This is a genomic window from Pseudocoprococcus catus, from assembly GCF_019734885.1.
GTDB classification, from domain to species: Bacteria; Bacillota; Clostridia; order Lachnospirales; family Lachnospiraceae; genus Coprococcus_A; species Coprococcus_A catus.
The window spans coordinates 86729-96202 of the sequence record NZ_JAAXCM010000038.1 but is presented as its reverse complement, the minus strand read 5'-3'; the positions used below and the strand labels follow the sequence as shown (position 1 = coordinate 96202).

Here is a 9474-nt window from a genome sequence, read left to right as displayed (position 1 = left end):
CTGGGGAAAAATGAATCGCGGGGCACGCGAGGATAGCTTGTAGATACTTGGCTCAGTAGAGCCATTGAGCAAGAAGCTCCCACTTCAAAATCTGTGATTTAAGTGGTGGGAGCATGTCACAATGATAGATGCGGATAATATGTGCAGGAGTAGAGAGACTTTTCAACAATGATGCAGGAACATCAATCAAACACATTTTTTATTGAAAACAAAATATTTAACCAATGTCCCATTTATTCCGAAGACGCCCTTTGGAATATGATCATTAAGTCAAAAGGACGCCCTTTTAAGACTTGCTCAGGCCTGCCTTTTTCCTACGATATCAAAATAGGAAGAGACGGCAGTTATACGAAAGAGTTATGGATCGACCGCCGCAAAGACAGCAAAAGCCTGGCATGGGGATCCATTCGCCGGGCTTATGAGAAAGTTGTTGAATTGACAATAGAAAAGGGCAGTACACCAGTCGTAGAGCGGCCGAAAGCCCTGGGGGATATACGGGGGATTTCCTATATATATGGAATCTTCTTTTGCTTTGGAATTATAGAAGTTCCTGGGGATATCAAAAATAAAATGCAGCAAATAGATTGAAAGGATGAAATAAAATGATAGAAACAATCAGACTTTTTGACGAGGATAGTCATCAGACATTGTTTGAGGGCTGTGTGTTATCCTGTGAGCAGGATGGTGATTTGTATAAGGTCACACTGAATCAGACGATGTTTTTCCCGGAAGAGGGCGGTCAAAGCTGTGACAAAGGAACCCTCAATGATATTCCGGTAGAGAAGGTCCTGGAGAAGGACAGAGTCATTTATCACTGGGTGAAGGAGCCCCTCTGGGAAGGTGATACAGTGACAGGTTCCGTGGACTGGGAGAAGCGTTTCTCTGATATGCAGCAGCATACAGGTGAGCATATTGTTTCCGGACTGATCCATGAGCATTTTAAGCTGAATAATGTGGGATTCCATCTTGGCAGTGAAGCTGTAACCATGGATTTTGACGGTGTGATCACCAGGGAACAGCTTCGGATGATCGAGTACAGGGCCAATGAGGCGGTTGCCAGGAATCTGCCGGTGAAGATTACATGGCCCTCTAAGGAAGAATTGATGGAGATTCCATACCGCAGCAAGAAGGAAATTGACGGACCGATCCGCATTGTGGAGATCCCGGGCTATGATATCTGTGCCTGCTGTGCACCCCATGTACACAATACCGGTGAGATCGGCATGATCCGCCTTATAGGCATGGAAAAATATAAAGGCGGCGTGCGTATTCAGATGCTCTGCGGTTTCAGAGCCCTGGCAGATGCCCTTGAGAAGGAACGCAATGTCTATGATATTTCTGCACAGCTTTCTGCAAAGCCATATGAAGTGGCAGCGGCAGTGGAGAAGTTAAAGGCGGAGAGTCTGGCACTGAAGCAGGAAATGAACGGACTGAAGATGGATATTTTGCAGGAGAAGATCGCCCTTCTTCCTGAGGACAGCCAGAATGTCTGCTTCTTTGATAAACATATGGACAAGAGCAATTTAAGATATGCCTTTAATCTGCTGGCAGAAAAATGCAGCGGTCTCTGCGGATGCTTTGATGGGGATGATGAGAAGGGATATCGCTATGTTCTGGGCGGAAAGAATGTGGATGTTGTGGCAGCGGGAAAGGCACTGAATGAGGCTTTGGAGGGCCGCGGCGGCGGTTCAAAGGAGATGTTTCAGGGCAGTCTGCAGGCATCAAAAGTTCAAATTGAAGAATATTTTGCAAAAGTTTAAAAAATCTATAAAAATTTGCGGATTACCATTGATTTTTTCAAAAATATCGTTATAATAGAAGTTACACTTGTTTAATATAGGATAATGACCGTATTATCGTTATACGTTTGTTAAGAGGGTGTATTTGTTGACGACGAAAAACATGAAAGAGGTACATTCAATGGATGAAGCTGTATTTTTGCAGATCTTGAATAATTTGCTGGAAAAGGCAAGAAAGAAAAAGAATGAGCTTGATTATAGCGACATCAATGATGCGTTCAAGGGCTTCGAGTTTGACGAGGATAAGATGGAAGATGTATACGAATTCCTGGAAGCGAAGAATATTGATATCATCAATATTCCGGAAGCACAGGATGACGATGATGAGTTCCTCGATCATCAGGAAGAAGAAGTTGAACTGCTGGATGATGTTGACGCACTGGAAGGTGTAAGTCTCGAAGATCCTGTCAGAATGTATCTGAAGGAAATAGGTAGTGTGAAGCTTTTATCCCCTGAGGAAGAGGTTGAGCTTTCCAAGAGAGCGGAAGCGGGAGACCAGAAGGCCAAGGATCGAATTATTGAAGCAAATCTTCGTCTGGTAGTCAGTATCGCGAAGAAGTATGTGGGCCGCGGCATTCCGTTCCTTGATCTGATCCAGGAAGGCAACATGGGTCTGATCAAGGCTGTTGAGAAGTTCGATTATGCTAAGGGATTTAAGTTCAGTACATATGCAACCTGGTGGATCAGACAGTCCATTACCAGAGGTATTGCTGATAAAGGCAAGACAATCCGTGTGCCGGTACACATGGTAGAGACAATCAACAAGACATTGCGTATGTCCAGAAATCTTTTGCAGGAGCTGGGCAGAGAACCTACCAGTGAGGAGATTGCAGAACGTCTCGGTACAACCAAACAGAAGGTTGAAGAAGCACTGGAGATTTCTCGTGATCCTGTTTCCATGGACAGTCCGATCGGTGAAGAAGAGGATTCCAGTCTTGGTGATTTTATCGAAGATGAGAATATGCTGTCACCATCTGATTCGGCTGACTATCAGATGCTGAAGAAGGAACTGGTGAATGCTCTGGATACGCTGACAGATCGTGAGCGTAAGGTTATCGAGCTTCGATTTGGTCTGATCGATGGACAGGCCAGAACACTGGAAGAAGTTGGTAAGGAGTTCAAGGTTACACGTGAACGTATTCGTCAGATAGAGGCGAAGGCACTTCGTAAGCTGAGACATCCATCCAGAAGCCGTAAGCTGAAGGATTTCCTTCAGGAATAGCAGGAAGAGGCTGATGTTGGCGATTTCTTCTTGGCTATTGATTTAAGAAGCTGTCGTTAGACGGCGGATAATGATGAGATCTATATAGAATGCTGCATATGTAGGCGTTTCCAGATATGGAGCCGACGATGCAGCATTTTTTCGATATTGGGCAAAGGCGGCTTTGCCTGACTGAGGTGAACAGTATGATTTTTGATACACGTTTTTCTGAAAAAGAGGCTATGCAATATGGCGTGGTGGATGGCAATGCCACCATCATCAAGTATGAGGGCGATGATATGCGCGTGGTGATTCCGGCATCCATTGATGGCTTTAAGGTAACAAAGATTGAACCTTATGCTTTTTCAGAGAAATCTATGAAGTATATTCAGTTTCCGGACACATTGGAGGTGATCGACCATCATGGCTTCAGTGAGTGCAGGGAACTGCTGAATCTGGACTTTCCGGATTCCCTGAAGTCCATCGGCAACTATGCTTTCTACAATTGCTGGGCATTGGAGCAGGTGCATCTGACGGCCCATATCCGTTCCATTGGTTTTGGGGCTTTTAAGAATTGTGAGAAGCTTTCCGAGATTATCCAGGACAAGATCGAGGGGCTGGATATCAGTATCGGCAGTATTCTGGATGACCTGAACCAGCAGATTCATGTGATCCTGCGGCATTTATATCCGGATAAGCCTGTGGAAGAGGCCAGAGTTATTTTTACGGAGCATGATTACGAAGTGGTTGCCAATGTGGCCTCCATGTGCAAGCAGTTTGAGTCCACGGAGATCGGTTCCGGCAAGTATATCCGCTACTGTATCGGTATTCAGGATGTGGATTATTACAAATATGACAGTATGTTTTATGTCCTTTTAAGAGGGGACTCCTTTGATACGATCATTACAGTGGCTATGGAGCGTCTGATGTATCCTTATGCACTGACCTTGGAAGGGGAACATACGTACAAGGGGTATATTGCAGAGCACGCTTTGGAAGCGGCGAAGAAGTTTATTCAGGAGGATGACAAGGACAAGCTGACATTTTTGGTGGATCTGGGTGTGCTTGACAGTGATGAGACAGACCAGGCCATTGATCTGGCGCTGTCCCTTGACAAGACAGAGTTTACTGCTTTTCTGATGGATTATAAGCATCGGAACTTCAGTATGGCAGATGAGTCCTTTGATTTATAGGAGGTTTTGACATGCATGAGATGAAAGAGAAGCTGATCAAGGCCGGAACCGACATTTTGAATGCTTCCAAGACGGAATTGTATGTCTCCATGCGTTTTCTGGATATTGCACTAAATAGTCTGGGCTATGAGATGGATCTGTCCATGAAGACGATTGGTACGGACAGTCAGAAGATTCGCTTTAATCCGAGATATCTGATAGAGAATTATCAGAATGACAGTGTACTGGTAAACCGTGCCTATCTGCATATGCTGCTGCATTGTGTATTCAGGCATATGTTTCACAACCGTGACAAGGATGAAGATGTCTGGAATCTCAGCTGCGATATTGCAGTGACAGCCATCATTGATCAGATGAATTACCGATGTATCCGCCTTGTTGTACCGGATGAACGACAGGCCATGTATGACCGACTGAAGTCAGAGATGAAGGTGCTGACAGCGGAAGGTATTTACAAGTCGCTGACGAAACGGCCTCTGACCTGGCTTGAGATGGAAGCGGCGAAGAAGCAGTTTGTGGTGGACGATCATGTTTTCTGGGATTCGGAGCAGGAGGACCAGAAGGATGGCGACGGCCGGAATGATCAGAATCAGAACAACGAGGACAATCAGGATGATGAGAACAATGATCAGAACAATCAGAACAATGACAGACAGAAGGAACAGAAAGAGCAGGAACGTAAGGAGCAGGAGAAACAGTGGCAGGAGATCAGTGAGAAGATGCGCACGAATATGGAGACCTGCTCTAAAGACGCGGCTGAGATGGCTGGAGACCTTTATGACTATATTAAAATAGCTACAAGAGAACGTTATGATTACAAACGTTTTCTTCAGAAATTTACAACGCTTCGAGAAGAAATACGACTGGATCTGGACAGTTATGATTATATTTATTATACATACGGTCTGAATCATTACGGCAATATGCCCCTGATCGAGGCACTTGAGTATAAGGAAGTCCGTAAGGTGGAGGAGCTGGCCATTGTCATTGATACATCGGAATCCTGTTCCGGTGAATATGTACGGCGTTTCCTGGAGGAGACATTTTCTATTCTGACGAATAAGGACAATTTTTTCAGGAAGATGAATGTACACATTATCCAATGTGATGCCAGGGCCCAGCAGGATGATGTGATCACCTGTGAAGATGACATGAAGCGTTATATGGAGAACTTCAGGCTCATCGGTTTCGGCGGTACGGATTTCAGACCGGCTTTTGAGTATGTCAATGAGCTGTGCCGCAAGAAGGTGTTCAGACATCTGAAGGGACTTTTGTATTTTACCGATGGCTACGGCACTTACCCGGCCAGACGTCCGGATTACGATGTGGCCTTTGTTTTTCTTGAAGAAAGTTATAATGACAGACATGTGCCTCCTTGGGCCATCAAGCTGATTCTTGGACCGGAGGATATACAAATGGGAGGATTAGACCATGAACATTAAACAGGCAAAGGATGAGATCAGGCATACCGTCCAGGCCTACCTGACAAAGGATGCACTGGGAGATTATGCGATTCCTGTGGTCAGACAGAGACCGATTCTTCTGATCGGACCGCCGGGTATCGGCAAGACAGCCATCATGTCACAGGTGGCAAGGGAGTGTGGTGTGGCACTGGTTTCTTATACCATTACCCATCATACGAGACAGAGTGCCATCGGTCTGCCGTTTATTGAGAAAAAGAATTTCGGCGGCAGAGAGTATTCTATCACGGAGTACACAATGAGTGAGATTGTAGCGTCTATTTATGAGAAAATGGAAGCAACCGGACTCAAAGAAGGTATTTTGTTTATCGATGAGATCAACTGTGTATCCGAGACACTGGCACCGACTATGCTGCAGTTTTTGCAGGGCAAAACCTTCGGCAATCATCAGATTCCTGAGGGATGGGTGATTGTAACTGCCGGCAATCCGCCGGAATACAATCAGTCCGTCAGAGAGTTCGATATTGTAACCCTTGACCGTGTGAAGCGCATCAATGTGGAAGAAAACTATCCTGTATGGAAGATGTATGCTTATGAGAATCATATCCACAGTGCGATTTTGTCTTATCTGGATATTAAGAAAGAGAATTTCTATCAGATCGAGACGACAGTGGATGGCAAAGAGATTGTGACAGCCAGAGGTTGGGAAGATCTTTCAAAACTGATGCAGGTTTATGAACAGCTGGATATTCCTGTGGATGAATCCGTGATCCTGCAGTACATCCAGAATCGTCGGATTGCCAAGGATTTTGCCAATTATCTGGATTTATATAAGAAATATCAGACGGATTATGATGTGGATGCCGTTGTACAGGGCAATGTGAAGCCATCTTCCATTGACCGTATCCAGAAAGCGTCCTTTGATGAGAAACTCAGCGTTATCAATCTGCTGATCAGCAAGCTGACTGCGGCATTTACGGAAGTTTTTGACAAGGATCAGTATGTCCGGGATCTCTATGAGATTTTGAAGGAGCTGAAGTTTGTTTTTGGCCATGCACCGAAGGATGGTTCCAGAACAGCAGCGATTTTGTCGGAGAAGGCAGAGCAGGTGGAGGAAGATCTGAAGCTGAATAAGGAGCGTGGGCTTTATGATGCCTCCAAGCTGCTCAGTATGAAACTGATTTTGAAGACGCTGGAACAGTATCGTCAGCAGCTTGTCAAAGACAATCGTCTGGACCCGGATGAAGCATTTTCTTATATTAAGGCATCTTTTGCCAGGGATACTGAGGAGAGAAAACAGCTGATCCAGACAGCGGCAGCTTACCTTGAGAATGCCTTTGCCTTTATGGAAAGCGCATTTGGCGAGAGCCAGGAAATGGTCATCTTTATCACCGAGCTGAATGCCAATAAGTACTGTGCACGTTTCATCAGAGACAACGGATCTGCCAAGTATGACCGCTACAACAAGTCTCTGCTCTTTGATGAGAAGCGTGAAAATCTGCTGCGTGACATCGGAGAAGCCAGTGAATTTGCCGCGTTTCTTGATTAGTAATGTGATTGCAGGAGCGAGTGCTGCCGCCATTTGATGTGATGCAGTGTTCGCTGACAGTCATTATTTTGAGAGTTAAATCAATATGACAGAAAAGATTTTAGAGAATTTCAGCATTGCCCAGATCTGTGAATCCGGGCAATGTTTTCGTATGGAGGAAATGCAGGATGGCCGATATCGGGTCATTGCCGGAAACAGATATCTGGAGCTGGAGCAGCAGGGAAAAGTGGTCCGCTTTGACTGCTCTGAAGTGGAATATCAGAATTTCTGGCGGCATTATTTTGATATTGAGACGGATTACGGCGCGATTGCGGCGCAGATTAATCCGAATGACAGGTATTTGACGGCGGCGATTCAGACGGCCTGGGGTGTAAGGATCCTGAACCAGGATTTGTGGGAGATGATCGTTACGTTTCTTATATCCCAGCAGAACAATATTGTCAGAATCCGCCGCTGCATTAAGAATATCTGTGAGGCCTATGGGGAAACAAAGACAGCATCAAATGGTGTCAGCTATTATGCTTTTCCAACGCCTGAGGCATTGGCCGGGCTTGAAGAAGATGATTTGATGGCCTGCAATCTGGGCTACAGGAGCAAATATGTTGTCCGTACAGCCAAAGCCGTGGCTTCTGGTGAAGTGGATCTGGAATGGATCGGCAGTCTGAACTATCAGAAGGCCAGGACAGAACTTTTAAAACTCTTTGGTGTGGGAGAAAAAGTGGCGGATTGTATCTGTCTTTTTGCCCTGCATCATCTGGATGCATTCCCGGTGGACACCCATATCCGTCAGGTACTGGAACAGCATTATAAACGCGGTTTCCCGAACCGCCGCTACAAAGGCATTCGGGGCATCATGCAGCAATATATCTTTTATTACGAACTGCATGGAAGTGAAAAATAATCAAGATAAGGGATTTAAAGAGTGCCTGTGTTGAACAGACGCCTCTTGAATCCCTTTTTGTTTTTTTTAATGCAGGCAGTACACTTTTTACTTTCTCACAATAAATTGCTAAAAAGGTATTGACAAGGCGACAAAAGAGGCTTATAATGTCAAACATAAAGAAAACATACAAATCCTATTAAATAAATAGGAATTATAAAAGGAAGGAGCATGCATATGCGAATGACGATATATCATAAAGGAAGAATGGAGCGATGTTGCTGCTGTATGAGTGACGTCAGACGACATGCATCTTTATAGTAGATAAACATAATAACACATGAACAGATTGAGATCGGAATAGACGATCAGATGACAATATTTTTTGGAAATAAAGATTTATAAATTTATTTAAAATGAATAAAAGAATTAGATGAAATGAATGGAGGATTATCATCATGGCAGATATTAAACAGAGCGCATTAGAGTTAATTGGTAACACACCTATTTTACAGTTAAATCGTTACAGTGAGAAGGCAGGCATCAAGGATGTTACACTGCTTGCAAAGCTTGAGTATCTGAATCCGGCTGGTTCTGTTAAGGATCGTATTGCACTGGCAATGATCGAGGATGCTGAGAAGAAAGGCAAGCTGAAACCGGGTGCGACAATCATTGAGCCTACATCAGGCAACACAGGCATCGGACTTGCAGCTGTTGCAACTGCCAAAGGTTACAAGGCAATCCTGACACTGCCGGATACAATGAGTGTTGAGAGAAGAAATCTTCTGAAAGCTTACGGCGCAGAATTGGTTCTGACAGAAGGTGCCAAGGGTATGAAAGGTGCAATCGCCAAGGCTGAAGAACTTGAGAAAGAAATTGATGGTGCAGTGATCCTCGGTCAGTTTGACAATCCTGCAAATCCTGCAATCCACAAAGCAACAACAGGTCCTGAAATCTGGAAACAGACAGACGGCAAGGTAGATATCTTTGTCGCAGGTGTTGGTACAGGCGGTACAATCACAGGTGTTGGTGAATACCTGAAAGAACAGAATCCAAACGTGAAGATTGTCGCTGTTGAACCTGCTACAAGCCCTGTATTATCCACAGGCAAATCCGGTTCCCATAAGATTCAGGGTATCGGTGCAGGTTTCGTACCAAAGGTACTAAATACAGATGTTTATGATGAGATTCTTCCTATTGAGAATGAAGATGCATTTGCAGAAGGCAAAGCATTTGCGGTATCCGAAGGTATCCTTGTTGGTATTTCTTCAGGCGCTGCATTAAAGGCAGCACAGATTCTGGCAGCAAGACCAGAGAACAAAGGCAAGACAATTGTTGCACTGCTTCCGGACTCAGGAGACAGATACCTGTCAACACCATTATTTGCCGAATAAGATTGCTTCATAATTGTTTCATAATATAACTGCTTTT

8 protein-coding genes are annotated in these 9474 nt (G+C 44.6%); all 8 read left to right on the top strand.

Translation table 11 applies throughout. The annotated features are described in order from the left end of the window. The first annotated feature begins 258 nt into the window (after positions 1-258). Positions 259-588 carry a hypothetical protein gene (locus tag HED67_RS11165; protein ID WP_221718344.1) on the top strand — a complete coding sequence of 110 codons (330 nt, stop codon included), beginning with the start codon at positions 259-261 and terminating at the stop codon, positions 586-588. A gap of 14 nt (positions 589-602) precedes the next feature. Beyond that, complete coding sequence (locus HED67_RS11160) at positions 603-1760, top strand: alanyl-tRNA editing protein (RefSeq protein WP_221718343.1); 1158 nt, start codon at positions 603-605, stop codon at positions 1758-1760. Positions 1761-1920: 160 nt separating this feature from the next. Beyond that, entirely contained in the window at positions 1921-3021 is a 1101-nt protein-coding gene (gene rpoD / locus HED67_RS11155; protein ID WP_178441711.1) for an RNA polymerase sigma factor RpoD, read from the top strand. A gap of 116 nt (positions 3022-3137) precedes the next feature. Beyond that, the gene (locus tag HED67_RS11150; RefSeq protein ID WP_215632694.1) at positions 3138-4193 is read left to right on the top strand and encodes a leucine-rich repeat domain-containing protein; all 1056 of its coding nucleotides are present in this window, start codon (positions 3138-3140) and stop codon (positions 4191-4193) included. Between the two features lie 11 nt (positions 4194-4204). Continuing rightward, positions 4205-5635 (top strand): vWA domain-containing protein, encoded by a 1431-nt coding sequence (locus HED67_RS11145; protein WP_221718342.1) that lies wholly within the window; start codon positions 4205-4207, stop codon positions 5633-5635. Then, a complete protein-coding gene (locus HED67_RS11140) occupies positions 5625-7163 on the top strand; it encodes an ATP-binding protein (RefSeq protein ID WP_221718341.1) in 1539 nt (512 codons plus the stop codon). Before HED67_RS11145 ends, HED67_RS11140 begins: the two co-directional genes overlap by 11 nt. An 85-nt stretch (positions 7164-7248) precedes the next feature. Next, positions 7249-8064 (top strand): DNA-3-methyladenine glycosylase family protein, encoded by an 816-nt coding sequence (locus HED67_RS11135; protein WP_221718340.1) that lies wholly within the window; start codon positions 7249-7251, stop codon positions 8062-8064. A gap of 437 nt (positions 8065-8501) precedes the next feature. Further along, positions 8502-9437 (top strand): cysteine synthase A, encoded by a 936-nt coding sequence (cysK, locus tag HED67_RS11130; protein ID WP_178441716.1) that lies wholly within the window; start codon positions 8502-8504, stop codon positions 9435-9437. The last annotated feature ends 37 nt before the right edge of the window (positions 9438-9474 follow it).